Source organism: Pseudomonas sp. UBT (assembly GCF_050915955.1).
Taxonomy (GTDB): Bacteria; Pseudomonadota; Gammaproteobacteria; order Pseudomonadales; family Pseudomonadaceae; genus Aquipseudomonas; species Aquipseudomonas antarctica_A.
Window position 1 is genome coordinate 2,717,114 of record NZ_CP168079.1, and the last position, 24,713, is coordinate 2,741,826.

Annotated in this window: 25 protein-coding genes; 18 read left to right on the plus strand and 7 right to left on the minus strand. The window is 59.4% G+C overall.

The features are described 5' to 3' along the window. Window positions 1-129: 129 nt before the first annotated feature. The 8 genes from rplM to ACDZ94_RS12520 all read left to right on the plus strand — a co-directional run bounded on the left by rplM (window position 130) and on the right by ACDZ94_RS12520 (window position 5,929). The gene (rplM, locus tag ACDZ94_RS12485; protein WP_003171742.1) at window positions 130-558 is read left to right on the plus strand and encodes a 50S ribosomal protein L13; all 429 of its coding nucleotides are present in this window, start codon (window positions 130-132) and stop codon (window positions 556-558) included. A gap of 14 nt (window positions 559-572) precedes the next feature. Continuing rightward, a complete protein-coding gene (rpsI, locus tag ACDZ94_RS12490; RefSeq protein WP_003216038.1) occupies window positions 573-965 on the plus strand; it encodes a 30S ribosomal protein S9 in 393 nt (130 codons plus the stop codon). A 265-nt stretch (window positions 966-1,230) separates the two neighbouring features. Next, window positions 1,231-1,827, plus strand: coding sequence for a ubiquinol-cytochrome c reductase iron-sulfur subunit (petA, locus tag ACDZ94_RS12495; RefSeq protein WP_003216040.1), 597 nt, complete (start codon window positions 1,231-1,233; stop codon window positions 1,825-1,827). Continuing rightward, a complete protein-coding gene (locus ACDZ94_RS12500; protein WP_053254390.1) occupies window positions 1,827-3,038 on the plus strand; it encodes a cytochrome b in 1,212 nt (403 codons plus the stop codon). The genes petA and ACDZ94_RS12500 overlap by 1 nt, the downstream gene beginning before the upstream one ends. Beyond that, window positions 3,038-3,817 carry a cytochrome c1 gene (locus ACDZ94_RS12505; protein ID WP_432750223.1) on the plus strand — a complete coding sequence of 260 codons (780 nt, stop codon included), beginning with the start codon at window positions 3,038-3,040 and terminating at the stop codon, window positions 3,815-3,817. The genes ACDZ94_RS12500 and ACDZ94_RS12505 overlap by 1 nt, the downstream gene beginning before the upstream one ends. A 149-nt stretch (window positions 3,818-3,966) precedes the next feature. Then, window positions 3,967-4,584, plus strand: coding sequence for a glutathione S-transferase N-terminal domain-containing protein (locus tag ACDZ94_RS12510; protein ID WP_017138266.1), 618 nt, complete (start codon window positions 3,967-3,969; stop codon window positions 4,582-4,584). Between the two features lie 17 nt (window positions 4,585-4,601). After that, the gene (locus ACDZ94_RS12515; RefSeq protein ID WP_064450696.1) at window positions 4,602-5,021 is read left to right on the plus strand and encodes a ClpXP protease specificity-enhancing factor; all 420 of its coding nucleotides are present in this window, start codon (window positions 4,602-4,604) and stop codon (window positions 5,019-5,021) included. A gap of 158 nt (window positions 5,022-5,179) precedes the next feature. Further along, window positions 5,180-5,929: a FadR/GntR family transcriptional regulator gene (locus tag ACDZ94_RS12520; RefSeq protein ID WP_064450697.1), complete on the plus strand. Its 750-nt coding sequence runs from the start codon at window positions 5,180-5,182 to the stop codon at window positions 5,927-5,929. A gap of 139 nt (window positions 5,930-6,068) precedes the next feature. Here ACDZ94_RS12520 and ACDZ94_RS12525 read toward each other — a convergent pair whose 3' ends face one another. After that, window positions 6,069-7,226: a hypothetical protein gene (locus ACDZ94_RS12525; protein ID WP_064450698.1), complete on the minus strand. Its 1,158-nt coding sequence runs from the start codon at window positions 7,224-7,226 to the stop codon at window positions 6,069-6,071. A 235-nt stretch (window positions 7,227-7,461) separates the two neighbouring features. Between ACDZ94_RS12525 and kdgD the strand changes: the two genes are divergently transcribed. The 5 genes from kdgD (at window position 7,462) to ACDZ94_RS12550 (ending at window position 14,111) form a co-directional block, all read left to right on the plus strand. Next, entirely contained in the window at window positions 7,462-8,373 is a 912-nt protein-coding gene (gene kdgD / locus ACDZ94_RS12530; protein WP_064450699.1) for a 5-dehydro-4-deoxyglucarate dehydratase, read from the plus strand. 54 nt (window positions 8,374-8,427) lie between these two features. Beyond that, window positions 8,428-9,873, plus strand: coding sequence for an aldehyde dehydrogenase family protein (locus ACDZ94_RS12535; protein WP_064450700.1), 1,446 nt, complete (start codon window positions 8,428-8,430; stop codon window positions 9,871-9,873). Between the two features lie 180 nt (window positions 9,874-10,053). After that, window positions 10,054-11,418, plus strand: coding sequence for an MFS transporter (locus tag ACDZ94_RS12540; RefSeq protein ID WP_064450701.1), 1,365 nt, complete (start codon window positions 10,054-10,056; stop codon window positions 11,416-11,418). Window positions 11,419-11,429: 11 nt separating this feature from the next. Next, window positions 11,430-12,983, plus strand: a complete 1,554-nt coding sequence (gene garD, locus ACDZ94_RS12545) for a galactarate dehydratase (protein WP_432750224.1) — start codon at window positions 11,430-11,432, stop codon at window positions 12,981-12,983. 186 nt (window positions 12,984-13,169) lie between these two features. After that, window positions 13,170-14,111 carry an AEC family transporter gene (locus ACDZ94_RS12550; protein ID WP_064450703.1) on the plus strand — a complete coding sequence of 314 codons (942 nt, stop codon included), beginning with the start codon at window positions 13,170-13,172 and terminating at the stop codon, window positions 14,109-14,111. A gap of 109 nt (window positions 14,112-14,220) precedes the next feature. On the opposite strand, the gene ACDZ94_RS12555 is transcribed toward ACDZ94_RS12550, so the two are convergent. The 6 genes from ACDZ94_RS12555 to gatC form a co-directional block, all read right to left on the minus strand. Next, on the minus strand, window positions 14,221-14,604 hold the full coding sequence (locus ACDZ94_RS12555) for a carboxymuconolactone decarboxylase family protein (protein WP_064450704.1): 384 nt from the start codon (window positions 14,602-14,604) through the stop codon (window positions 14,221-14,223). Next, a complete protein-coding gene (locus ACDZ94_RS12560; protein WP_407016581.1) occupies window positions 14,601-15,647 on the minus strand; it encodes a calcium/sodium antiporter in 1,047 nt (348 codons plus the stop codon). Before ACDZ94_RS12560 ends, ACDZ94_RS12555 begins: the two co-directional genes overlap by 4 nt. A gap of 56 nt (window positions 15,648-15,703) precedes the next feature. Continuing rightward, entirely contained in the window at window positions 15,704-16,075 is a 372-nt protein-coding gene (locus ACDZ94_RS12565; RefSeq protein ID WP_064450705.1) for a septal ring lytic transglycosylase RlpA family protein, read from the minus strand. A gap of 159 nt (window positions 16,076-16,234) precedes the next feature. Further along, window positions 16,235-17,680 (minus strand): Asp-tRNA(Asn)/Glu-tRNA(Gln) amidotransferase subunit GatB, encoded by a 1,446-nt coding sequence (gene gatB, locus ACDZ94_RS12570; protein ID WP_432750225.1) that lies wholly within the window; start codon window positions 17,678-17,680, stop codon window positions 16,235-16,237. Window positions 17,681-17,690: 10 nt separating this feature from the next. Then, entirely contained in the window at window positions 17,691-19,142 is a 1,452-nt protein-coding gene (gene gatA, locus ACDZ94_RS12575) for an Asp-tRNA(Asn)/Glu-tRNA(Gln) amidotransferase subunit GatA (protein WP_432750226.1), read from the minus strand. Between the two features lie 16 nt (window positions 19,143-19,158). After that, a complete protein-coding gene (gene gatC, locus ACDZ94_RS12580; RefSeq protein WP_053254404.1) occupies window positions 19,159-19,446 on the minus strand; it encodes an Asp-tRNA(Asn)/Glu-tRNA(Gln) amidotransferase subunit GatC in 288 nt (95 codons plus the stop codon). Window positions 19,447-19,656: 210 nt separating this feature from the next. On the opposite strand from gatC, the gene mreB reads away from it, so the two are divergent. The 5 genes from mreB (at window position 19,657) to rng (ending at window position 24,643) form a co-directional block, all read left to right on the plus strand. Further along, on the plus strand, window positions 19,657-20,694 hold the full coding sequence (gene mreB / locus ACDZ94_RS12585) for a rod shape-determining protein MreB (RefSeq protein WP_002555108.1): 1,038 nt from the start codon (window positions 19,657-19,659) through the stop codon (window positions 20,692-20,694). 169 nt (window positions 20,695-20,863) lie between these two features. Further along, complete coding sequence (gene mreC, locus ACDZ94_RS12590) at window positions 20,864-21,979, plus strand: rod shape-determining protein MreC (RefSeq protein WP_432750227.1); 1,116 nt, start codon at window positions 20,864-20,866, stop codon at window positions 21,977-21,979. Then, window positions 21,979-22,467 (plus strand): rod shape-determining protein MreD, encoded by a 489-nt coding sequence (mreD, locus tag ACDZ94_RS12595; protein ID WP_017138250.1) that lies wholly within the window; start codon window positions 21,979-21,981, stop codon window positions 22,465-22,467. Before mreC ends, mreD begins: the two co-directional genes overlap by 1 nt. A gap of 51 nt (window positions 22,468-22,518) precedes the next feature. After that, entirely contained in the window at window positions 22,519-23,115 is a 597-nt protein-coding gene (locus ACDZ94_RS12600; RefSeq protein ID WP_432750228.1) for a Maf family protein, read from the plus strand. Between the two features lie 70 nt (window positions 23,116-23,185). After that, window positions 23,186-24,643, plus strand: coding sequence for a ribonuclease G (gene rng, locus ACDZ94_RS12605; RefSeq protein ID WP_053254407.1), 1,458 nt, complete (start codon window positions 23,186-23,188; stop codon window positions 24,641-24,643). Window positions 24,644-24,713: the final 70 nt, after the last annotated feature.

Sequence of the window (24,713 nt, forward strand, 5' to 3'; positions counted from 1 at the left end):
GTTGAACGGACGCGCCGACCCGAGCCCCCGATAGCGTCTGTATCCGGCTGCCTTTGACTTGTCAAAGTACGCACTATTCAGTAAGATCCGCCGTCTAATTTACAGGGCGGCCCCTGAGGCTATTAAAGAATGACAACTTTTACTGCAAAACCGGAAACAGTTCAGCGCGACTGGTTTGTCGTCGACGCCGCTGGTCAGACCCTGGGTCGTCTGGCCACTGAAGTCGCCAGCCGTCTGCGTGGCAAGCACAAGCCTGAGTACACCCCTCACGTTGACACCGGTGACTACATCGTGATCATCAACGCTGAGCAGGTACGTGTTACCGGCAACAAAGCGCAAGACAAAATGTACTACCGTCACTCCGGTTTCCCAGGCGGTATCAAGTCTTCGAACTTCGAAGGTCTGATTTCCAAGAAGCCTGAAGCCCCGATCGAAATCGCGGTCAAAGGCATGCTGCCGAAGGGCCCACTGGGTCGCGATATGTTTCGCAAGCTGAAAGTCTATGCGGGCGCTGTACACCCTCATGCTGCTCAGCAGCCCCAAGAACTGAAGTTTTAACGGAATAGTTCATTATGTCGGCGACTCAAAATTACGGCACTGGCCGTCGCAAAACCGCAACCGCACGCGTTTTTCTGCGTCCGGGCACTGGTAACATCTCGATCAACAACCGCACTCTGGAAAACTTCTTCGGTCGCGAAACTGCCCGCATGGTAGTTCGTCAGCCGCTGGAATTGACCGAGACAGTTGAAAAGTTCGACATCTACGTCACCGTTATCGGTGGCGGTGTAAGTGGTCAAGCTGGCGCAATCCGCCACGGTATCACTCGCGCTCTGATGCAGTACGACGAAACCCTGCGTGGCGCTCTGCGCAAAGCTGGCTTCGTAACTCGCGATGCTCGTGAAGTTGAACGTAAGAAAGTCGGTCTGCGTAAAGCGCGTAAGCGTCCGCAGTACTCGAAGCGTTAATTCGCTTTACGTTCCACAAAAACGCCCAACTCCTCACGGAGCTGGGCGTTTTTTATTGCCTGCGATTTATGCATAAATTTCGCCGTGACAACTTGCCACATCCGTAGACCCCCTATACTACAAGGCCTGGAGAGGGAGGCCCGGGCAATTCCCTTGTCATACGTGGGGCTTTTCATTACCATTCGGCAAAATTTTTATAAGTAAAGATACAACACTTAGTAGACGCCTGATTTAACAGGCCAAAAAGCTGATGGGAGAGGACTGAATGAGCAATGACGGCGTGAATGCAGGCCGGCGTCGCTTCTTGGTAGCAGCCACGTCCGTGGTGGGTGCTGCAGGAGCGGTGGGGGCTGCGGTCCCGTTCGTGGGGTCATGGTTTCCCAGTGCCAAGGCGAAAGCCGCAGGTGCACCGGTGAAGGTGAATGTCAGCAAGATCGACCCAGGCCAGCAAATGATTGCTGAATGGCGCGGTCAGCCGGTCTTCATCGTTCGTCGTACTGAGGAAATCCTTGGGAATCTGAAGAAAATCGAAGGTCAGCTGTCTGATCCCGACTCGAAGAATTCCGACCAACCCGCCTACGTCGATAAGGAAATTCGTTCGATCAAGCCAGAGATTCTGCTGCTGATCGGTATTTGCACCCACCTGGGTTGCTCGCCTACTTTCCGTCCTGAAGTTGCTCCTGCCGACCTGGGCAAAGACTGGGTGGGTGGCTACTTCTGCCCTTGCCACGGTTCCCACTACGACCTGGCTGGCCGCGTCTACAAGTCACAACCCGCACCGCTGAACCTGCCAGTTCCGCCACATCACTACGAGACTGACAGTGTCATTGTCATTGGTGTCGACGAGGGGGAGAAAGCCTGATGAGCAAGTTCATGGATTGGGTGGATGCGCGCTTCCCCGCGACTAAAATGTGGGAAGACCATCTCAGCAAATATTACGCGCCAAAAAACTTCAACTTCTTCTACTTCTTCGGCTCGCTGGCACTGTTGGTGCTGGTTAACCAGATTGTCACGGGTGTCTGGCTGACGATGAGCTACACCCCGTCGGCGGAAGAGGCGTTCGCCTCCGTCGAGTACATCATGCGTGATGTCGAGTACGGCTCGATCCTGCGCCTGCTGCACTCCACCGGCGCTTCGGCGTTCTTCATCGTCGTCTATATGCACATGTTCCGCGGCCTGCTCTACGGCTCTTACCAGAAGCCTCGCGAGCTGGTGTGGGTCTTCGGCATGTTGATCTACCTGGCGCTGATGGCCGAGGCCTTCATGGGCTACCTGTTGCCGTGGGGGCAGATGTCGTATTGGGGCGCCCAGGTGATCATCTCGCTGTTTGGTGCGATTCCGGTGATCGGCAACGACCTTACCCAGTGGATCCGGGGTGACTACCTGATCTCCGGCATCACCCTGAACCGCTTCTTTGCCTTGCACGTCGTAGCCCTGCCGATTGTGATTCTGGGCCTGGTGGTGTTGCACATCCTGGCACTGCACGAAGTGGGTTCGAACAACCCGGACGGCGTGGACATCAAGAAGCATAAAGACGAAAACGGCATCCCGCTGGATGGCATTCCTTTCCACCCGTACTACACGGTGAAAGACATTGTCGGCGTAGTCGTCTTCCTGTTTATCTTCTGCTCGATCGTGTTCTTTTTCCCGGAAATGGGTGGTTATTTCCTGGAAAAGCCGAACTTTGAACAGGCCAACGCCTTCAAGACACCTGAGCACATTGCCCCGGTCTGGTACTTCACGCCGTTCTACGCGATTTTGCGCGCGATCCCTGACAAGCTCATGGGCGTGATGGCAATGGGTGCCTCGATCGCGATGCTCTTCGTCTTGCCGTGGCTCGACCGGAGCCCGGTCAAGTCCATGCGCTACAAGGGCTGGCTGAGCAAGATCTGGCTGTGGGTGTTCTGCATTGCGTTCGTGATCCTGGGGGTACTGGGCGTATTGGCGCCAACGCCTGAGCGTACGTTGCTGTCGCAGGTCTGCACCTTCCTGTACTTCGCCTACTTCATTCTGATGCCGTTCTATACCCGGCTCGAGAAGACCAAACCGGTTCCGGAAAGGGTGACTGGCTGATGAAAAAGTTATTTGTTGCTTTGATGCTTGCGGCGCTGCCGCTACTGTCCTTCGCGGCCGAGCACGGCCCGGAACTGGAAAAAGTCGATATCGACGTGTCCGACAAGGCCGCCATGCAGGATGGGCTGCGTACCTTCACCAACTACTGCATGGGCTGCCACAGCGCCAAGTTCCAGCGTTACGAGCGTGTTGCCGATGACCTGGGCATCCCGCATGACGTGATGCTCAGCCACTCGGTGTTCACGGGCGCGAAAATCGGCGACCACATGAGCATCGGTATGCAACCCGTTGACGCCAAGGTCTGGTTCGGCGCAGCACCGCCCGACCTGACCCTGGTGGCGCGTGTGCGCGGTACCGATTGGCTCTACGGTTACCTGAAATCCTTCTACGAAGACCCGGCGCGTCCTTATGGCGTAAACAACAAAGTCTTCCCGAACGTCGGCATGCCTAACGTTCTGGTCGGCCTGCAGGGTCGCCAAGTGGTAGGATGCAAGCAGGTTCAGGTCGTTGAAGACGGCAAGAAGCAATATGATCCGTTGACTGGCACGCCTCTGACGCATGAAGCGTGTGACCAACTGACCATCGTGCCCAAGACCGGTACGCTGAACGAAGAGCAGTTTGACGAGAAGGTCAAGAATCTAGTGACCTTCCTGGCCTACTCGGCCAACCCGGTCAAACTGCAACATCAGCGCATTGGTACTTATGTATTGCTGTACCTGGCCTTCTTCTTTGTGTTCGCCTATCTGCTCAAACGCGAATACTGGAAGGATGTGCATTGATCCAACCGTAAGCAATTGCTGTTAATCTTGCGCGCCCAGCGGCATCTCTGAATACGTAGCGCTCTGGTTGAACCAGGCACTGCAGAGATGCTCTCTGGGCGCGCTCGTTTTTGAGCTTTCGATAATTTCAACAAGCGAGGAGGACCGCCATGGGCGTGACCAATCGGTTGGCCTGTTACTCCGACCCCGCCGACCACTATTCCCACCGAGTACGCATCGTGCTCGCAGAGAAGGGTGTCAGCGCCGAGATCATCAGTGTGGAGGCAGGACGTCATCCGCCGAAACTGATCGAAGTGAACCCTTACGGCAGCTTGCCCACCCTGGTCGATCGTGACCTGGCGTTGTGGGAGTCAACCGTGGTGATGGAATACCTGGATGAGCGTTACCCGCATCCACCTTTGTTGCCGGTGTATCCGGTGGCGCGTGCCAACAGTCGCCTGCTGATCCATCGGATCCAGCGTGACTGGTGTGGGCTGGTGGATGTGATTCTGGATACACGCAGTAAAGAGGCCGTTCGGGTGCAGGCGCGTAAGGAATTGCGCGAGAGCCTGACGGGTGTTTCGCCGCTGTTCGCCGACAAACCTTTTTTCCTCAGCGAGGAACAAAGCTTGGTGGATTGCTGCCTATTACCCATACTCTGGCGCTTGCCGATCCTGGGCATTGAACTGCCACGGCCGGCCAAGCCGTTGCTTGATTACATGGAGCGCCAGTTTGCGCGTGAGGCTTTCCAGGCAAGTCTGTCTGGTGTCGAACGCGATATGCGCTAAGGCTTAAGGAGCCGCTGATGAACTCCAGTCGACCCTATTTGGTCCGCGCGCTCTATGAGTGGATTGTGGACAACGATTGCACCCCGCACATGCTGGTCAACTCTGAATTTCCCAAGGTTGACGTGCCGCAGGGTTTTGCCAGTGACGGGCAGATTGTGCTGAACGTATCACCCAGTGCTGTACGCCACTTGCACATGGACAACGAAGCGGTCAGCTTCGAAGGGCGTTTTGGCGGCGTGCCGCATACGCTGTTCGTGCCGATTGGCGCTATCCTCGGGATCTATGCCCGTGAGAATGGCCAAGGCATGGTGTTCGATCTGGAGTCGCCTTTCGAGGAGGACGAAGCGATCGAAGGTGAAGACGGCGACGATCTGCCTCCACCGGACGCCGAGCCTCCGCGTCCAAGCGGCCGGCCGAGCTTGAAAGTGGTGAAGTAAGCGGCTTTCACCCTCGGGTGAGCCTTAAAAATGCCTCGACCTGTGTCGGGGCATTTTTTTGCGCGCAGGATAGGGACGAAAGTCGTGACAGAACGGTGATCGTACAACCGCCATGGGCTATGATGCGGGCTCAAGTTCGCCGAGAAAGATGGTTCATCATGGAAAACGCCAGTACCGCTCCTCGTCTTCCCCGCAAGCGTCGCAGCCTTGCCCAGGAATTGGTCACGGTGTTGTCCGAGCAAATCCGCGATGGCCAACTCAAGCGTGGCGATAAGTTGCCTACCGAGTCGGCGATCATGGACGCTCACGGGGTCAGCCGTACCGTGGTGCGTGAAGCCATCTCGCGCTTGCAGGCGGCGGGGCAGGTGGAAACCCGTCACGGTATCGGCACCTTTGTGTTGGACACGCCAAGCCCGAGCGGCTTCCGGATTGATCCGGCCACGGTGGTGACCTTGCGTGATGTGCTGGCGATTCTGGAGCTGCGTATCAGCCTGGAAGTGGAGTCCGCCGGTCTTGCTGCATTACGTCGCAGCGATGCGCAACTGGCGGCCATGCGTGCGGCACTCGACGCCCTGAATGAAAGCGCGGCCCACGCAGGCGATGCAGTGGCATCAGATTTTGCGTTCCACCTAGAAATTGCGTTGTCCACCGGCAACCGCTATTTCACCGACATCATGACCCACCTGGGCACCAGCATCATTCCGCGTACCCGCCTGAATTCGGCGCGCCTGGCCCATGATGACCAGCAGCACTACATGGGCCGCCTGAGCCGCGAACACGAAGAGATTTATGAGGCGATTGCCCGCCAGGATTCGGACGCGGCACGAGCGGCCATGCGTTTGCATCTGACCAACAGCCGTGAGCGGCTGCGCCATGCCCACGAAGAGGCAGAAGCGCAGCGCGGTTAAAGGTCACGGGGGTTTAGTGTGGGAGCTGGCTTGCCTGCGATGACGGAGTGTCAGTCAACCATTACTGGCTGATACACCGCTATCGCGGGCAAGCCCGCTCCCACATTTTGATCTCCTTGGCCTGGAGTTTTGCGTCTACTTAGCTGGCCGGCTGATTGGGCTTGTAGTCCTTGAGCAACAGGTAGGTGCTCCAACCCCACCAGTCATTGGTCCAGTGCTTGTCGTTCAGGTCATTCACGTCCTTGCGGCGCAGCACCTTGTCTCCTTCCATCTTGAACAGCGGCGAGAAGTTGTTCGCCGGGTTCTGCGCGGCATTCAGGTCCGGCACATGCAGTGGCGCCTTGAAGACGGCTGGAGAGGGCGCGACACCGCTGATGAAGGTCTCGAAGATCTCATCGGCCGAGGCCTGCACCGCACGTTTGACCATCGTCCGATTGTCCGCGTCGATGGCGTCGAAATAACGCTTGTCACCATAGGCATGCCATTGATCACCCATGGCATTGCGCACCTTGAGCCCGAACTTGCTGTCTTCATCGTGCATGAAGCGGCTGATCAGCGAGCCCAGTTCTCCTGGCGTGACCACCGCCGCCAATTGTTTACGCGGCACCCGCAGGTGGCCGGCGGAAAACAGGTCAGTCAAAAAGTGATCAGCGAAGCTGTTCATCGCATAGGCCAATTCCAGTGCCTGGTCGGTGCCGGTCTGATGGGCCACGACCGCCTGTTGCAGTGCCGCCGTGTGGCCAGCCAGGTAGGCGGACAATGCCCATTCGCCAAAGTGGTCAGCGTTGTCGGCTGCCAGTTTCAAGTAGCGACCCAGAGGGAGGAGTGCCGAAACGGCACTGCCGCCGCCGGTGATTCGGTTCCACTCCTCAGACAACGTATCGCCCAATGCGTCATAGGCTTCGTGGGGTTGTTTGCCGTCCTTGATCGCCTGGTTGACTGCGTTGATCTCCTTTTGCATCACCGCGAGGATCTTCTGTGCTTCTTCTCGGGAGGCCGGCAGCACGGCCAATGAGTTGAACGCCGCTGTGAAGCGTTGCACGCGATCCGCTGGGGAGGCGCCGTCGCTGATCGGCTGGCCAGGAATGCCATAGAAGTCACCGCCCAGCGCGATCACTTGGCCGTAGGTCAGGGCCAGGCCGTTGGGCAGGTGCAATTCGACTTGTCGCGCGGGAATCGCGGGAGCGTCCTTGGCGAATCGCAACAGGGTGTCATCGCCAATAGCGGTGTGTTCACCCCCTTCGAAGCGCAGGGTAGGTGGTTTCTTTTCCGGTGCTGCTAGTTCAAGACCTGACATGTTAGCTCCTTGCTATGTCGTAGGAATCTTCCTTAATAACTGTATGTATATACAGTTGCTCGGAGCATAGAGGAATAATTTCCTACGTCAAGAAGACATGTCTAAACATGAAGCTGTCGCAGCCGCCGATGAATTGCAGTTGACGAATCCTTTTATGGTTGTACGATGACGTACGACATCATCAAAACCAACAACAACCTTTCGACAGAAAGTCTTTGCCCAGGGTGTTCGAATAATGAATCCACAAGAACTGAAGTCCATCCTCTCCCACGGTCTGCTGTCTTTCCCCGTGACCGATTTCAATGCGCAGGGTGATTTTCACCAGGCGGGCTACATCAAGCGTCTGGAGTGGCTGGCCCCTTACGGCGCTACCGCCTTGTTCGCAGCCGGCGGCACCGGTGAGTTTTTCTCCCTGGCCGCGAGTGAATATTCCCAAGTGGTGAAGACCGCTGTTGATACCTGCGCCACCAGCGTGCCAATCCTCGCCGGTGTCGGCGGTTCGACTCGCCAGGCTATCGAGTACGCCCAGGAAGCCGAACGCCTTGGCGCCAAGGGCTTGCTGCTGTTGCCGCACTACCTGACCGAAGCCAGCCAGGATGGTGTTGCCGCCCACGTGGAAGCGGTGTGCAAGTCGGTCAAGATCGGCGTGGTGGTCTACAACCGCAACGTCTGCCGCCTGACCGCGCCATTGCTGGAACGCCTGGCTGAGCGCTGCCCGAACCTGATCGGCTACAAGGACGGTCTGGGTGATATCGAGTTGATGGTGTCGATTCGTCGTCGTCTTGGCGACCGTTTCAGCTACCTCGGCGGCCTGCCGACTGCAGAGGTTTACGCTGCTGCCTACAAGGCCCTGGGCGTGCCGGTGTACTCCTCGGCGGTGTTCAACTTCATCCCGAAAACCGCGATGGACTTCTACCACGCGATTGCCAAGGACGATCACGCCACCGTCGGCAAGATCATCGACAACTTCTTCCTGCCTTACCTCGATATCCGTAACCGTAAAGCCGGTTATGCCGTAAGCATCGTCAAGGCTGGCGCAAAAATCGCCGGCTACGACGCAGGCCCGGTGCGCACGCCGCTCACCGATTTGCTGCCGGAAGAGTACGAAGCCCTGGCCGCGCTGATCGACAAGCAAGGTCCGCAGTAACTTATCAACAAGGCCGCTGAGCAATCATCGGCCTTTTGCGTCAGGAGAAGATTTGTGTCCCAAGCCAAACGTTTTGAAAACTACATCAACGGCGAGTGGGTGGCCGGTTCCGACTACTGCACCAACATCAACCCGTCGGAGTTGTCCGATGTCATCGGCGAATACGCCAAGGCTGACGTAGCTCAAGTCAACGCCGCCATCGACGCGGCCCGTGCCGCCTTTCCGGCCTGGTCGACTTCCGGCATCCAGGCTCGTCACGACGCCCTCGACAAAGTCGGCAGCGAAATCCTCGCCCGCCGTGAAGAGCTCGGCACCCTGCTGGCTCGGGAAGAAGGCAAGACCCTGCCCGAAGCCATCGGCGAAGTGACGCGCGCCGGTAACATCTTCAAGTTTTTCGCCGGTGAATGCCTGCGCCTGTCCGGCGACTACGTGCCGTCGGTGCGCCCGGGCGTCAATGTTGAAGTCACCCGCGAAGCCCTCGGCGTGGTCGGCTTGATTACCCCGTGGAACTTCCCGATTGCGATTCCCGCCTGGAAAATCGCCCCAGCCCTGGCCTATGGCAACTGCGTGGTGATCAAGCCGGCTGAATTGGTTCCGGGTTGCGCCTGGGCCCTGGCCGAAATCATCTCCCGCGCCGGCTTCCCCGCCGGTGTGTTCAACCTGGTGATGGGCAGTGGCCGTGTGGTCGGCGATGTATTGGTCAACAGCCCGAAAGTCGACGGCATCAGCTTTACCGGTTCGGTCGGCGTAGGTCGTCAGATCGCCGTCAGCTGTGTTTCGCGCCAGGCCAAAGTGCAGTTGGAAATGGGTGGCAAAAACCCGCAGATCATCCTCGATGACGCCGACCTCAAGCAGGCCGTCGAGCTGTCGGTACAGAGCGCGTTCTACTCAACCGGCCAGCGCTGCACCGCCTCAAGCCGCTTGATTGTCACGGCGGGTATTCACGACCAGTTCGTCGCGGCCATGGCCGAGCGCATGAAGTCGATCAAAGTCGGCCACGCCCTGAAAAGCGGCACCGATATCGGCCCAGTGGTCTCCCAGGCCCAGCTGGATCAGGACTTGAAGTACATCGACATCGGCCAAAGCGAAGGGGCGCGGCTGGTCAGCGGTGGCGGCCTGGTGACCTGCGACACCGAGGGCTACTACCTGGCGCCGACGCTGTTTGCCGACAGCGAAGCCGCGATGCGGATCAGCCGTGAAGAGATCTTCGGCCCGGTGGCCAACGTGGTGCGCGTGGCGGATTACGAGGCGGCGCTGGCCATGGCCAATGACACCGAGTTCGGTTTGTCGGCGGGTATTGCCACCACGTCGCTGAAGTACGCCAACCACTTCAAGCGCCACTCCCAGGCCGGGATGGTGATGGTCAACCTGCCGACCGCCGGTGTGGACTATCACGTGCCGTTCGGTGGGCGTAAGGGCTCGTCCTATGGTTCGCGTGAGCAAGGTCGCTATGCGCAAGAGTTCTACACCGTGGTGAAAACCAGCTACATCGGTTCGTAACACGCAGCACCCGTGGGCAGCGGCTTGTGTGGGAGCTGGCGTGCCTGCGATGCAGACACCTCGGTGCGTAAATTAGACCGAGGTGATGCTATCGCAGGCACGCCAGCTCCCACATAAAGCGGGTCCCGCACACAAAAAATGATTACCCGCAAAAAAAATAATTAGTGGGAGTACATCTTCATGCAAGCGACCAAGCCGACCCACGTCCGCTATTTGATCCTGCTCATGCTGTTTCTGGTGACCACGATCAACTACGCCGACCGGGCTACTATCGCGATCGCCGGCTCCAGCCTGCAAAAAGACCTCGGCATCGACGCGGTCACCCTCGGTTACATCTTCTCCGCATTCGGTTGGGCCTACGTGGCCGGGCAAATTCCCGGTGGCTGGCTGCTGGACCGGTTCGGCTCGAAAAAAGTCTATGCCCTGAGCATCTTCACCTGGTCGCTGTTCACCGTGCTGCAAGGCTATGTCGGTGAATTTGGGGTTTCCACCGCTATTGTGGCGCTGTTCATGCTGCGCTTTTTGGTGGGCCTGGCTGAGGCGCCCTCGTTTCCCGGAAATGCCCGTATTGTTGCGGCATGGTTTCCTACCGCTGAGCGCGGCACGGCGTCGGCGATCTTCAACTCCGCGCAATACTTCGCCACGGTGTTGTTTGCACCGCTGATGGGTTGGATCGTCTACACCTTTGGCTGGCAGCATGTGTTTATCGTCATGGGGGGGATCGGCGTGCTGTTCTCGCTGATCTGGCTGAAAGTTATCCACAGCCCGCGCCAGCACCCGATGATCAACGAGGCTGAGCTCAAGCACATCGCTGAAAATGGCGCGATGGTCGACATGGACCAGGACAAGACCAAAGGGCAGAAAACCGATGGGCCTAAGTGGGATTACATTCGCCAACTGCTGACCAACCGCATGATGCTCGGCGTGTACCTCGGCCAATACTGCATCAACGGCATTACCTACTTCTTCCTGACCTGGTTCCCGGTGTACCTGGTGCAGGATCGCGGCATGACCATTCTCAAGGCTGGTTTCATTGCGTCTTTGCCGGCGATCTGCGGGTTTATAGGTGGGGTGTTGGGCGGCGTGATTTCCGACTACCTGCTGCGCAAGGGCCATTCGCTGACGTTTGCGCGCAAGGCGCCGATCATCGGTGGGTTGCTGATCTCCAGCAGCATCGTGGCGTGCAACTATGTCGACATCGAATGGATGGTGGTGGGCTTCATGGCCCTGGCCTTCTTCGGTAAAGGCGTTGGCGCACTGGGTTGGGCGGTGGTGTCCGACACCTCGCCGAAACAAATCGCCGGCCTCAGTGGCGGCTTGTTCAATATGTTTGGCAACCTGGCGTCTATCAGTACGCCTATCGTGATCGGTTACATCATCAGCACCACCGGCTCGTTCAAGTGGGCATTGGTGTTCGTCGGCGCCAACGCGCTGGTGGCGGTGTTCAGTTACCTGGTGATTGTCGGCCCGATCAAGCGCGTGGTGCTCAAAGATCCACCCAGCAAAGGGCCTGAGCTGACTAAATTTACCGAAGCGCACTCTTGAGGGGCGATGTAATGCAGTTGATTGAACATGCCGACTCGCCGCGCTCGATCCGTTTGCACGAGCGTGACAACGTGGTGATCGTGGTCAACGACCAAGGCGTACCGGCCGGGACCGAGTTTCCGGACGGCCTGGTGACCGTGGATTTCATCCCGCAGAGCCACAAGGTGACCCTGGAAGACATCCCCGAAGGCGGTCAGATTATTCGCTATGGCCAGACCATCGGTTACGCCCTGGCGCCGATTCCGCGTGGCAGTTGGGTGCAGGAAGACCAACTGCGCATGCCCACCGCGCCACCGCTGGACAGCTTGCCGCTGTCCACCGAAGTGCCCGACACCCAGGCGCCATTGGAAGGCTTCACCTTCGAGGGTTATCGCAATGCCGACGACACCGTGGGCACGCGCAATATTCTCGGTATCACCACTACCGTGCAGTGCGTTACCGGCGTGCTGGACCATGCGGTCAAGCGCATCAAGGATGAGTTACTGCCCAAGTACCCTTACGTCGATGACGTGGTGGCGCTGACCCACAGTTACGGCTGCGGCGTGGCGATCACCGCGACGGATGCCTACATCCCGATCCGCACCGTGCGCAATCTGGCGCGCAACCCGAACCTGGGTGGCGAAGCGCTGGTGATCAGCCTGGGATGCGAGAAATTGCAGGCCGGGCAGGTAATGCACGACAACGACAGCTCCGTCGACCTGAGCGAGCCATGGCTGTATCGGCTGCAGGATTCCAGCCACGGTTTTACCGAGATGATCGAGCAGATCATGGCGCTGGCCGAGGTCCGTTTGAAAAAACTCGACCAGCGCCGCCGTGAAACCGTGCCGGCGTCGGAACTGATCCTGGGCATGCAATGTGGCGGCAGCGACGCATTTTCCGGCATCACTGCCAACCCGGCGCTGGGCTATGCCTCGGACTTGCTGCTGCGGGCCGGGGCGACGGTGATGTTTTCCGAAGTGACTGAGGTCCGCGATGCCATCTATCTGCTGACTTCTCGGGCGCAGACCAAGGAAATTGCCGAAGAGCTGGTCAGGGAAATGGACTGGTACGACCGTTACCTGGCCAAAGGCGAGGCCGATCGCAGTGCCAACACCACACCGGGCAACAAAAAGGGCGGGTTGTCGAATATTGTCGAGAAGTCCCTTGGCTCCATCGTCAAATCCGGCAGCAGCGCGATCAATGGCGTGCTCGGCCCGGGCGAGCGCGTCAAGAGCAAAGGCCTGATCTTCTGCGCGACGCCGGCCAGCGACTTTGTGTGCGGCACTTTGCAACTGGCGGCCGGGATGAACCTGCATGTGTTCACCACCGGGCGTGGCACGCCTTATGGGCTGGCGATGGCGCCGGTGGTGAAGGTCTCGACGCGTACGGAATTGGCTCAGCGCTGGCCGGACCTGATCGATATTGACGCCGGGCGCATTGCCACCGGGCGTGCGACGATCGAGGAGTTGGGGTGGGAGTTGTTCCACTTCTACCTGGACGTGGCCAGCGGCAAGAAGCAGACGTGGGCGGAGCGGCACAAGCTGCATAACGACATTACGCTGTTCAACCCGGCGCCCATTACCTGAGACCGCGTCGAACCCTGTGGGAGCTGGCTTGCCTGCGATGGGGATGTATCAGTAACGGATGTATCGACTGACACTCTGCCATCGCAGGCAAGCCAGCTCCCACATTTGATGGGGCTTACCCAGACGAGCCGGGCCGCATGGCTTATCATTAGCCCCCTGATAACGCTCACCAAGGTTCTCCCCGGCATGCTGGCTATCTTCCTCACCACCCTCACCATCACCGCGCCGGTGTTTGCCATGCTGTTCCTCGGTGTGCTGCTCAAGCGCATCCACTGGATCAACGACAACTTTATCCACACAGCCTCGTCCCTGGTATTCAACGTCACCATGCCGGCGCTGTTGTTCCTGGGCATCCTGCATGCCGACCTGCACTCGGCGCTCAAGCCGGGGTTGCTGATCTACTTTGCCGTCGCCACGCTGCTGAGCTTTGCCCTGGCCTGGGGTTGGGCGATCTTCCGTTGCCCGCGTGAGGACCGTGGCATCTACACCCAGGGCGCGTTTCGCGGCAATAACGGCGTGATCGGCCTGGCGCTGGCGGCCAGCATGTACGGCGACTACGGCATTTCCCTCGGCGCGATCCTCGCGGCGCTGGTGATCCTGTTCTACAACACGCTGTCGACCATCGTGCTGGCGGTGTACAGCCCGGTGATCAAGTCCGACCCCTGGAGCATCTTCAAAAGTGTGATAGCCAACCCGCTGATCATCAGCGTGATTGCGGCCGCGCCGTTCGCTATTTTCAATCTCGGCCTGCCTGCCTGGCTGGAGTCGTCCGGCCAGTATCTGGCGGACATGACCTTGCCGCTGGCACTGATCTGCATCGGCGGCACCTTGTCACTGGCGGCCTTGCGCAAAAGCGGGAGCATGGCCTTGAGTGCCAGCCTGGTGAAGATGATCGGCTTGCCGCTGGCGGCGACACTTGGCGCCTGGCTGCTGGGCTTTCGGGGGCCGGAACTGGGGATTCTGTTTCTGTATTTCGGCGCGCCGACTGCGGCGGCGAGTTTCGTCATGGCCAGGGCGGCGGAGGGTAATCATGAACTGGCGGCGGCGATTATCGTGATCACCACGTTGATGGCGGCGGTGACCACCAATATCGGGATCTTCGTGTTGCAGGCGGGGGGCTGGATCTGAATTTTTCGGTGTGGTTGAGGGCCAATAGCAGGCAAGCCAGCTCCCACATTTGAATGTATTCACAGTTCAAACTTTGGGAGCTGGCCTGCCTGCGATGACTATCTGACAGTCACTGCTTATCTGCCTGATACGCCTCAATCACTTCCTGCGCCGCCCGAAACGCGTCAATCGCCGCTGGCACACCCGCATACACCGCGCAATGCAGCAGCGCCTCGCGAATCTCTTCCACGGTACAGCCATTGTTCAACGCGCCACGTACGTGGCCCTTGAGTTCCTGCGGGCATTTGAGCGCCGTGAGGGCGGCGAGGGTGATCAGGCTGCGGGTCTTCAATGGCAGACCTTCGCGGTTCCACACGCTGCCCCAGGCATGTTCGTTGACGAAATCCTGCAGCGGCTGGGTGAACTCGGTGGCATTGCCCAGGGCGCGATCGACGAACACATCGCCCATCACCTGGCGACGCACTTCAACCCCGGGCTTTTTCTGATCGGTCATTGCGATTCCCTCTTGCGTTGGCGGCGCCAGGCTCGCAGCGTGCTGAATATCAGAAAAGCCACCAGCGCCGGCAGGATGTAATACAGCATCAAGTGTTCAAGTTTGTTGGCCAGGGGCGTGCCGAACGTGAACGACACTACGTGCAGCCCATACACCAGGTACAGACCCAGAAACACCAGGCCTTCGGCGCGAGTGACCCGGTAGCCGGTGTAGAACACCGGCAGGCACAGCACCACCACGCCGAGCATCACCGGCAGGTCGAAGTCCAGGGCGTTGGGCGACACCGACAGCGGAGAGGGCGCCACCAGGGCCGTAAACCCCAGCACGCCCAGCAGATTGAACAGGCTGCTGCCGATCACATTGCCCACGGCAATCTCGCGTTGGCCGCGCAGGGCGGCAATCAGCGAGGTGGCCAGGCACGGCAGCGAGGTGCCGACACCGATGAGCGTCAGGCCGATGATGCGCTCCGAGAGGCCCAAGTCGCTCGCCACATCCACCGCCGCGCCCAGCAGCAAATGCCCGGCCAGCACCAGGATCAACAGCCCGCCCAGCATCAGCAATACGCTGCTCAGCCATGGCGCCCTGGCGACGGTGTCCAATGTGCGAGGCCGGCGGGAATGGCGGGTCTGGTAGTGCAATACACCGAGGTAGGCCATCAGGGCCGCGAGCAGTAACAGGCCGTCAGCCGGCGTCAGTTCTTCATTGGCCGACAGGGTAAACACCAGCAGGGCGGCGAAAATCATCACCGGGATGTCCAGGCGCACCAGTTGCCGCGACACTCGCAGGGGGATGATCAGCGCGGACAGGCCCAAGGTGACGAGGATGTTGAAGATGCTGCTGCCGATCACGCTGCCCACGGCAATGTCAGTATTGCCGGCCAGGGTGGCTTGCAAACTGACGGTCATCTGCGGCGCACTGCTGCCGAAGGCGACGATGCTCAAACCGATGATCAGCGGCCGCACCTTGAGGCTGGCCGCCAGGCGCACGGCGGCCCGCACCAGGATTTCGGCGCCGATAATCAGCAACACCAGGCCACTGATCAATTCGAGCAGGCTGAAGGGGGAGAGGGCGGTTAGTCCGAAGATGGCCAGGGCTCCTGTCAGTTGTTCAGCGCTTGCACGCGAACCCGTGCGGTTCCGCTGCCCAGCATACCGAGCTGTTCGGCAGCCTTGCGTGAAACATCAATCAGGCGGCCACGGGTGTGCGGGCCGCGATCATTGATGCGCAGGACCACGGATTTGTTGTTGTCGAGATTAGTCACCTTGACCCGGGTGCCGAAAGGCAGGCGCCGATGAGCGGCGGTCAGGGCGTTCTGGCTGAAGGGTTCACCGCTGGCGGTTCTATTGCCATGGTGCTTGGCGCCGTAATACGAGGCGGTGCCGGCTTCGTCGTAGCCGTTGGGGTCGATGAGGCCGCTGGCGCAACCGGCCAGCAGAGAGAACAGGGCCAGTAGGCCGAGTAGACGCTTCACGTTAAGTAAGTCCCCATTGTAAATGTGGGAGCTGGCTTGCCTGCGATACAGGCACCTCGGTGTCGCAGTTGCACCGAGGCGCTGCTATCGCAGGCAAGCCAGCTCCCACATGGGGTCCGAGTTGGGCATGAAATCCCGCCCGGACCATTTCACCGCGAATCAGCCTTCGAGCTTGCTTTTCAGCAGTTCGTTCACCTGTTGCGGGTTGGCCTTGCCTTTGGAGGCTTTCATCGCCTGACCGACAAAGAAGCCGAACATCTTGCCGCGCTTGGCTTCGTCTGCGGCGCGGTATTGCTCGACCTGTTCGGCGTTGGCCGCCAGCATTTCATCGAGTACGGCCGAGATCGCGCCGCTGTCGGTGACTTGCTTCAGGCCACGCTTGTCGATGATCTCGTCCGCATTGCCTTCGCCTGCCGCCATCGCTTCAAACACGGTCTTGGCGATTTTGCCGGAGATGGTGTTGTCCTTGATGCGCAGCAGCATGCCGCCCAGTTGTTCGGCGGTAACCGGTGCTTCGTCGATTTCCAGGCCCTGCTTGTTCAACAGGCTGCCCAGCTCAACCATTACCCAGTTGGCCGCCAGTTTGGCGTCGCTGGCAATGCTCACGACTTTTTCGAAGTAGTTGGCTTGCTCACGGCTGGACGCCAATACGCTGGCATCGTAGACCGACAGGCCGAACTGCGCCTGAAAGCGCTCGCGTTTTTGCTGCGGCAATTCCGGCAGGGTGGCACGGATATCATTGAGGAACGAATCCTCAAGAACCACCGGCAACAGGTCCGGGTCGGGGAAGTAACGGTAGTCGTTGGCTTCCTCTTTGCTGCGCATGGCGCGGGTTTCATCTTTGTTCGGATCGTACAGGCGGGTTTGCTGGATCACCTTGCCGCCGTCTTCGATCAGTTCGATCTGGCGACGCACTTCGCTGTTGATCGCCTTCTCGATAAAACGGAACGAGTTGACGTTCTTGATCTCGCAGCGGGTGCCGAACTCGACCTGGCCCTTTGGACGGATCGACACGTTACAGTCGCAACGCAGCGAGCCTTCGGCCATGTTGCCGTCGCAGATGCCCAGGTAGCGCACCAGCGCGTGGATCGTCTTGACGTAAGCCACGGCTTCCTTGGCGCTGCGCATGTCCGGCTCGGAGACGATTTCCAGTAACGGCGTGCCGGCACGGTTCAGGTCGATGCCGGTAGCGCCCGGGAATTCTTCATGCAGGCTCTTGCCGGCATCTTCTTCCAGGTGCGCGCGGGTGACGCCAACACGCTTGATGGTGCCGTCTTCCAGCGGGATGTCCAGGTAGCCTTTGCCGACGATCGGCAATTCCATCTGGCTGATCTGGTAGCCCTTGGGCAGGTCCGGGTAGAAGTAGTTCTTGCGCGCGAACACGTTGTGCTGGCCGATCTCGGCGTCAATCGCCAGGCCGAACATCACCGCCATGCGCACCGCTTCCTGGTTCAACACCGGCAGTACGCCGGGCATGCCCAGGTCGACCAGGCTGGCCTGGGTGTTGGGCTCTGCGCCGAACGTGGTGGCGCTACCGGAGAAAATCTTCGATTGGGTGGCGAGCTGGGTATGAATCTCCAGCCCGATCACAACTTCCCATTGCATAGTGTTCTCCTCAGAAGCCGGTAGGGGTGCGAGTGTGCCAGTCGGTGTTCAACTGGTACTGGTGCGCCACATTGAGCAGGCGGCCTTCCTGGAAATACGGGGCGAGCAATTGCACGCCGACCGGCAGGCCATCGACGAAACCGGCTGGCATGGACAAGCCCGGCAAGCCCGCGAGGTTGGCGGTGATGGTGTACAGGTCTTCCAGGTACTCGGCGATCGGGTCGCCGGTCTTGGCGCCAATCTTCCAGGCCGGGTTCGGCGTGGTTGGGCCGAGGATCACATCGACTTCTTCAAAAGCAGCCATGAAGTCGTTCTTGATCAGGCGACGGATTTTTTGCGCCTTGAGGTAGTACGCGTCGTAGTAGCCGGCCGACAGTGCGTAGGCACCGACCATAATGCGGCGTTGTACTTCGGCACCGAAGCCTTCGCCCCGGGAGCGTTTGTACAGGTCGGTCAGGTCTTTCGGGTTTTCACAGCGGTAGCCGAAACGTACGCCGTCGAAACGCGACAGGTTGGAGGAGGCTTCTGCCGGCGCGATCACGTAGTACGCAGGAATCGCGTGCTGGTTGTTCGGCAGGCTGATTTCCTTGATCACGGCGCCGAGCTTTTCCAGCTCCCTGACGCTGTTGTGCACCAGTTCGGCGATACGCGGGTCGAGGCCGGCGCTGAAATATTCTTTTGGCACGCCGATACGCAGGCCTTTGATCGACGTATTCAGGCTGGCGCTGTAGTCCGGCACTGGCTCATCGATGCTGGTGGAGTCCTGTTTATCGAACCCGGCCATACCTTGTAACAATATTGCGCAGTCTTCGGCAGTGCGTGCCAACGGGCCGCCCTGATCCAGGCTGGAGGCGTAGGCGATCATGCCCCAACGGGAAACACGACCGTAGGTCGGCTTCAGGCCTGTGAGGTTGGTGAACGCGGCAGGCTGACGGATCGAGCCGCCGGTGTCGGTTGCCGTGGCGGCCGGCAGGAAGCGCGCGGCAACGGCGGCAGCCGAACCACCCGACGAACCGCCGGGCACGTGTTCCAGGTTCCACGGGTTTTTCACCGCGCCGTAGTAGCTCGACTCGTTGGCCGAACCCATGGCGAATTCGTCCATGTTGGTCTTGCCCAGGGTCACGGCCCCGGCGGTAGCCAGCTTGGACACCACGGTGGCGTCGTAGGGCGCCTTGAAGTTGTCGAGCATCTTCGAGCCGCAGCTGGTGCGAATGCCCTGGGTGCAGAACAGGTCTTTGTGGGCGATCGGTGCGCCCAGCAGTGCGCCGTTTTCACCGTTGGCGCGACGCACGTCGGCGGCCTTGGCCTGGCTCAGGGCCAGCTCTTCGGTGAGGCTGATGAAGCTGTTGACCTTGGGGTCGAGCTCGGCGATACGCGCAAGCAGGGTCTTGGTCAGCTCTTCGGAAGAAAACTTTTTGTCGGCGAGACCGCGGGCGATCTCGGCCAGAGTCATGTGATGCATTGCAGGCTCTTTCCCTTTAGTCGATGACTTTCGGAACCAGGTACAGGCCGTTTTCGACCGCTGGCGCGATGGACTGGTAGGCCTCGCGATTATTTCGCTCGGTCACAACGTCTGCACGCAGGCGCTGGCTGGCTTCCAGTGGGTGAGCCAGGGGCTCGATGCCGTCGGTATTGACGGCCTGCATTTGGTCAGCCAGCCCGAGAATGCTGTTCAAGGCTGCGGTGGTCTGTGGAAGATCGGCTTCATTCAGGCCAAGCGAGGCCAGATGAGCGATTTTTTCCACGTCGGAGCGTTCAAGCGCCATGGGATTCTCCAGTGGAAAACAGAACGGAGGGCGTCCGTGTGTTAGATTGTCGGAACACTACCGCATTTCTACGGTCATAAGGCCGCGATTGTGGGGGTTGGTGCACAGAAAGTCGGCCAATTTAGCACATTGGCGCCTTGCCCAAAATCCCTGTCGTTGTTAGAGTTTGCCGCACTTTTTTACCCACGCGTTGCCTAGGGTCCTTTCCCCATGTTCAAGAAACTGCGTGGCATGTTTTCCAGCGATCTTTCCATTGACCTGGGCACTGCCAACACCCTTATTTACGTGCGCGAGCGCGGTATCGTTCTGAATGAGCCATCGGTTGTGGCCATTCGGACCCATGGTAATCAGAAAAGTGTCGTTGCCGTTGGCACCGAGGCCAAGCGCATGCTCGGCCGAACACCAGGCAACATCGCTGCCATTCGTCCGATGAAAGACGGCGTGATCGCCGACTTCAGCGTCTGCGAGAAGATGCTGCAGTACTTCATCAATAAAGTTCACGAAAACAGTTTTCTGCAGCCCAGCCCTCGTGTGCTGATCTGCGTTCCATGCAAGTCCACCCAGGTGGAGCGTCGTGCCATCCGTGAATCGGCCCTTGGTGCCGGTGCTCGCGAAGTGTTCCTGATCGAAGAACCCATGGCTGCCGCTATCGGCGCTGGTTTACCGGTTGAGGAAGCGCGCGGTTCGATGGTGGTCGATATCGGTGGTGGTACCACTGAAATCGCCCTGATTTCCCTGAACGGTGTGGTGTATGCCGAATCCGTCCGTGTAGGCGGCGACCGCTTCGACGAAGCGATCATCACTTATGTGCGTCGTAACTACGGCAGCCTGATCGGTGAATCCACTGCTGAGCGCATCAAGCAGGAAATCGGCACCGCTTACCCGGGCGGCGAAGTTCGCGAAGTCGATGTTCGCGGTCGCAACCTGGCCGAAGGCGTTCCACGTGCCTTCACCCTGAATTCCAACGAAGTGCTGGAAGCTCTGCAAGAGTCCCTGGCCACTATCGTTCAGGCTGTGAAGAGCGCCCTGGAGCAATCGCCGCCGGAACTGGCTTCCGACATCGCCGAGCGTGGCCTGGTGCTGACCGGTGGTGGTGCCTTGTTGCGCGACCTCGACAAGCTGCTGGCCCAGGAAACCGGCCTGCCGGTGATCGTTGCCGAAGACCCGCTGACCTGCGTCGCCCGTGGCGGTGGCCGTGCACTGGAAATGATGGATAAACACACCATGGACCTGCTCTCCAGCGAATAAGATTGCTTGGTTAGTTCATGCTTCGCCCGCAGGCAGCACTTTGCAGTGCTGCCTGTTGGCGTTTATCTTCTTCAATCTGCATCCAGGCCGGTTTGATGCCGTATGAATAAAGAGAACATTTGCCTGGGAGGAGCGGCTTATTAAACCGCTTTTCGCCAAAGGCCCCTCATTGGGCGTGCGCTTATTGGTGCTGGTCGTGCTTTCGGTCGCGCTGATGGTGGTCGATGCCCGCTTTGCACTGCTCAAGCCCGTGCGTAGCCAGATGTCGCTGGTGTTGATGCAGACTTACTGGATCACCGACCTGCCGCAACGTCTCTACCAGGGCGTGGCCAGCCAATTCGGCAGCCGCACCGAGCTGGTCGCCGAGAACGAAAAACTCAAGACTGAAAACCTGCTGTTGCAGGGGCGCATGCAAAAGCTGGCGGCCCTCACCGAGCAGAACGTTCGGCTGCGCGAGTTGCTCAATTCTTCCGCGCTGGTCAACGAAAAGGTCGAGGTGGCCGAGTTGATCGGCATGGACCCCAATCCGTTTACCCATCGCATCATCATCAACAAGGGTGAACGCGACGGTGTGGTCCTCGGTCAGCCGGTGCTCGACGCCCGTGGCCTGATGGGCCAGGTGGTTGAGCTGATGCCTTACACCTCACGGGTGTTGCTGCTCACGGACACAACCCACAGCATTCCAGTGCAGGTCAACCGTAACGGCTTGCGTGCGATTGCCAGCGGTACAGGCAACCCGGAGCGTCTTGAGTTGCGTCATGTGGCGGACACTGCCGACATCAAGGAAGGCGACCTGCTGGTCAGCTCCGGCCTGGGTCAGCGTTTCCCGGCGGGTTACCCGGTCGCGACGGTCAAGGAAGTGATCCACGATTCCGGCCAGCCGTTTGCGATCGTCCGCGCCGTACCGACTGCCGCCCTGAACCGCAGCCGCTACCTGCTGCTGGTATTCAGCGACAACCGTACCCCGGAAGAGCGCGCCAACGACGCCGCGCAGGCCCAGGAAGCGGAAGACAAGCAGAACGGCACTGCGCCGGTCATTCCTGCCACGGTGCCGAAACCGGCGTTCGTGGGGCCGCCTGCGCCCGTAGCAACCCCGGCAGCCCCCGTGGCGACGCCGGTCAAGCCAGCGGCTCACAGCGCGCGCGCGGCCAAGCCGGTTGCAACCAAACCACCTGTGTCGGCGCCCGCCGCCACAACCCCGGCGGCTAAACCGCCTGCGGCTGCGACCCCGGCAACCCGGTCACCGGCCGCCGCCCCGGCAACCACGCGGCAGAGGGAGGAATAATGGCCGGTACTCATTCGCGTAATGGCTGGATCGTCTGGCTGACCTTCGCCATCGGCTTGCTGCTAAGCGTTTCGCCGCTGCCGCAATTCATGGAAATCCTGCGACCGCTCTGGCTCGCGTTGTTGCTCGCCTTCTGGTCGCTGACCTTGCCGCATAAAGTCGGGATGGTCACGGCGATGTGCCTGGGCTTGGCGGAAGACGTGCTCTATGGCACCTTGCTGGGCCAGAACGCGTTGATCCTCACCTTGATTACGTTCCTGGTGCTGTCACTGCAACAGCGCCTGCGGATGTTCCCGATGTGGCAGCAGTGCCTGGTGATCCTGGTGATCTTCGGCCTGGCGCAGTTGGTGCAACTGTGGCTCAGCGCCTTGACCGGTAACCGTCAGCCAACCTTGGCGTTGGTCTTGCCTGCCCTGGTCAGCGCACTGCTGTGGCCTTGGGTCAGTTTCGGTCTGCGTGGGTTACGTCGTCGCTATAAAATCAATTGAATGGATTGCGAGGCTCTGCCTGGTTATCGAACCCTACAGGGAGAGTCTGGAATGAATTCGCTTTATCTGGCCTCGGGCTCCCCAAGGCGGCGTGAACTGCTGACCCAGATCGGTGTGCCATTTACCGTGGTCAGCGCCGCTATTGACGAAACTCCTCTTACAAACGAATCCGCCGTTGCCTACGTCGAGCGCCTTGCTCGGGGTAAGGCGTCGGCGGGGGTTTCTGCGCTTGAACAAATCTCCGGCGTCTGTGTACTGGGCGCCGACACGGCCGTAATCGTTGATGGTCAGATTTTGGGCAAGCCCGTGGACCAGGCCGATGCCCTGGCGATGTTGCTGGCTCTTTCCGATCGAGAACATGAAGTGCTCACTGCCATCGCCGTCACCGACGGCCAGCGCTGCGATACTCGGTGTGTAAGCAGCCGCGTACGGTTTCGTGGGATTTCTGTCGAGGAGGCTACAACCTACTGGCACAGTGGTGAGCCACAGGACAAAGCTGGCGGCTATGCTATCCAAGGGCTTGGGTCTGTGTTCGTTGCCGGACTCAATGGCAGCTATTCCGCTGTGGTAGGCCTGCCGGTGTGCGAAACCGCGCAACTGCTTGGCCAATTCGGCATACCCTGTTGGCAAAACCTTACCGCGCGCTGAACGCCTTACTTGCGCGCCAAGCCTTAAGCGATCGGTCACTATTGTGAAAACGCCTGAACGAGACCCAGCCATGAGTGAAGAGATTCTGATCAATATCACGCCGATGGAATCGCGCGTGGCGGTGGTAGAAAACGGTGTTCTGCAAGAAGTGCACGTCGAGCGCACCCAGAAGCGCGGGATCGTTGGCAACATCTATAAAGGCAAGGTTGTGCGCGTACTGCCAGGGATGCAGGCCGCGTTCGTTGACATCGGCCTGGACCGTGCCGCGTTTATCCACGCTTCGGAAATCTCCCTGCGCGAAGGCCCTGCGGTCGAGAGCATCAGCGCATTGGTGCATGAAGGGCAGAGCCTGGTGGTGCAAGTCACCAAGGACCCTATCGGTTCCAAAGGCGCTCGCTTGACGACGCAACTGTCAATTCCGTCGCGTTATCTGGTGTACATGCCGCGGACTGCCCACGTCGGCATTTCCTTGAAAATCGAAGACGAAGCCGAGCGTGAACGCCTGAAAAAGGTGGTCAGCGACTGCGTGGCCGCTGAGGGCATCAAGGAAGCCGGCGGTTTTATCTTGCGCACCGCCGCAGAAGGCGCCGGCGCCGATGAAATCCTGATGGACATTCGCTACCTGCGGCGCTTGTGGGACCAGATCGGTGCACAGATCAAAACCATTGGTGCTCCGAGCGTCATCTATGAAGACCTGGGCCTGGCCCTGCGCACGCTGCGTGACCTGGTCAGCCCGAAGATTGAGAAAATCCGCATCGACTCGCGGGAAACCTTCCAGCGCACCACGCAGTTTGTTGCCGAACTGATGCCGGAAATTGCCGACCGCCTGGAGCACTATCCAGGTGAGCGGCCGATCTTCGACCTGTATGGCGTTGAAGACGAAATCCAGAAAGCCCTGGAACGCAAAGTGCCACTCAAGTCCGGCGGCTACCTGGTGGTGGACCCGGCGGAAGCCATGACCACCATCGACGTCAACACCGGTGCATTTGTTGGCCATCGCAACCTCGAAGAAACCATTTTCAAGACCAACCTCGAAGCAGCCACCGCTATCGCGCGTCAGATGCGCCTGCGCAACCTGGGCGGCATCATCATCATCGACTTCATCGACATGGAAGACGAAGAACACCAGCGCCAGGTGCTGCGCACGCTCGAGAAGCAGCTTGAGCGCGATCACGCCAAGACCAATATCATCGGTATTACCGAGTTGGGCCTGGTGCAGATGACCCGCAAACGCACCCGCGAAAGCCTTGAGCAAGTGCTGTGCGAACCTTGCAGCAGTTGTCAGGGGCGCGGCAAGTTGAAGACCCCGGAAACTGTTTGCTACGAGATTTTCCGGGAAATCTTACGGGAGGCGCGTGCTTACCAGGCCGAAGGTTATAGAGTGCTCGCCAACCAGAAAGTGGTCGATCGATTGCTGGATGAGGAGTCGGGCAACGTTGCTGAACTGGAGGGGTTTATCGGGCGCACGATTCGCTTCCAGGTCGAAACCATGTATTCCCAGGAACAATACGACGTGGTGCTGCTCTGATCCCCAATCGCTTTCTTTCTTCGAGACCGGCAGACCTTGATCTTCCGTCCGCTAATTGCCTTGAGGGTCG

Coding starts and splice junctions, on each gene's coding strand:
- rplM (WP_003171742.1), top strand. CDS start 130: ATGACAACTTTTACTGCAAAACCGGAAACAGTTCAGCGCGACTGGTTT.
- rpsI (WP_003216038.1), top strand. CDS start 573: ATGTCGGCGACTCAAAATTACGGCACTGGCCGTCGCAAAACCGCAACC.
- petA (WP_003216040.1), top strand. CDS start 1,231: ATGAGCAATGACGGCGTGAATGCAGGCCGGCGTCGCTTCTTGGTAGCA.
- ACDZ94_RS12500 (WP_053254390.1), top strand. CDS start 1,827: ATGAGCAAGTTCATGGATTGGGTGGATGCGCGCTTCCCCGCGACTAAA.
- ACDZ94_RS12505 (WP_432750223.1), top strand. CDS start 3,038: ATGAAAAAGTTATTTGTTGCTTTGATGCTTGCGGCGCTGCCGCTACTG.
- ACDZ94_RS12510 (WP_017138266.1), top strand. CDS start 3,967: ATGGGCGTGACCAATCGGTTGGCCTGTTACTCCGACCCCGCCGACCAC.
- ACDZ94_RS12515 (WP_064450696.1), top strand. CDS start 4,602: ATGAACTCCAGTCGACCCTATTTGGTCCGCGCGCTCTATGAGTGGATT.
- ACDZ94_RS12520 (WP_064450697.1), top strand. CDS start 5,180: ATGGAAAACGCCAGTACCGCTCCTCGTCTTCCCCGCAAGCGTCGCAGC.
- ACDZ94_RS12525 (WP_064450698.1), bottom strand. CDS start 7,226: ATGTCAGGTCTTGAACTAGCAGCACCGGAAAAGAAACCACCTACCCTG.
- kdgD (WP_064450699.1), top strand. CDS start 7,462: ATGAATCCACAAGAACTGAAGTCCATCCTCTCCCACGGTCTGCTGTCT.
- ACDZ94_RS12540 (WP_064450701.1), top strand. CDS start 10,054: ATGCAAGCGACCAAGCCGACCCACGTCCGCTATTTGATCCTGCTCATG.
- garD (WP_432750224.1), top strand. CDS start 11,430: ATGCAGTTGATTGAACATGCCGACTCGCCGCGCTCGATCCGTTTGCAC.
- ACDZ94_RS12550 (WP_064450703.1), top strand. CDS start 13,170: ATGCTGGCTATCTTCCTCACCACCCTCACCATCACCGCGCCGGTGTTT.
- ACDZ94_RS12555 (WP_064450704.1), bottom strand. CDS start 14,604: ATGACCGATCAGAAAAAGCCCGGGGTTGAAGTGCGTCGCCAGGTGATG.
- gatB (WP_432750225.1), bottom strand. CDS start 17,680: ATGCAATGGGAAGTTGTGATCGGGCTGGAGATTCATACCCAGCTCGCC.
- gatA (WP_432750226.1), bottom strand. CDS start 19,142: ATGCATCACATGACTCTGGCCGAGATCGCCCGCGGTCTCGCCGACAAA.
- gatC (WP_053254404.1), bottom strand. CDS start 19,446: ATGGCGCTTGAACGCTCCGACGTGGAAAAAATCGCTCATCTGGCCTCG.
- mreB (WP_002555108.1), top strand. CDS start 19,657: ATGTTCAAGAAACTGCGTGGCATGTTTTCCAGCGATCTTTCCATTGAC.
- mreD (WP_017138250.1), top strand. CDS start 21,979: ATGGCCGGTACTCATTCGCGTAATGGCTGGATCGTCTGGCTGACCTTC.
- ACDZ94_RS12600 (WP_432750228.1), top strand. CDS start 22,519: ATGAATTCGCTTTATCTGGCCTCGGGCTCCCCAAGGCGGCGTGAACTG.
- rng (WP_053254407.1), top strand. CDS start 23,186: ATGAGTGAAGAGATTCTGATCAATATCACGCCGATGGAATCGCGCGTG.